This window comes from Staphylococcus pasteuri (assembly GCF_003970495.1).
GTDB lineage: Bacteria > Bacillota > Bacilli > Staphylococcales > Staphylococcaceae > Staphylococcus > Staphylococcus pasteuri.
This window is the reverse complement of the sequence record NZ_RXWW01000090.1, coordinates 1-556: the sequence shown is the minus strand read 5'-3', so window position 1 is coordinate 556 and position 556 is coordinate 1. Positions and strand designations below refer to the sequence as shown.

1 protein-coding gene is annotated in these 556 nt (G+C 21.9%); it reads right to left on the bottom strand.

All coding sequences use genetic code 11. The features are described 5' to 3' along the window. The coding region (locus CD121_RS11300; RefSeq protein ID WP_143565118.1) for a hypothetical protein at positions 1 to 495 on the bottom strand (495 nt) is incomplete at its 3' end. Positions 496 to 556 lie beyond the last annotated feature (61 nt).

Below are 556 nucleotides of genomic sequence, written 5' to 3'. Positions count from 1 at the left end.
TTGTTCTATATATTCTTTTGTTTCTTTATTAACTAATGATGAAACATTTGTTCCATACAAATCTTTTCTTTCTATTGTATTCATAAAGTTATTGTAAAAAATCATTTGTCTTCTTAAATCTTCAAGACTTTTGTAGAAATCTCGTTTGTATTGCTTGAAATAAAAAAGTGTGAAATATGTAAATATACCCATATAATTAAAGGATGAAATATTTTGAATTAGTTCACTAAATTCTTCTAAATATACAAAATTATTTTCTATATTTTTTTCTAAATTTTGTATTTCAAGTTGTTCTTTTTGCATCTTCCTAGCATTATCTGAAGAAACCTTAGCCCCTAAATAAGCCCCAAGAAAAGTAGCAAATAAACTAAAAAATGATATACAGATAGTTAATTTATCTTTAACATCAACATTTTTTAGTTCGAATATTTTGTAACAAAAAGCTATAATTATTCCTGTTATTAAAGTTATTATAAACCCTTTTAAAAGTTTCATTATCTAACTTAACTTCGTTTTTTAATTAATTTTATAATAAATTGAATAATCTGTATACAAC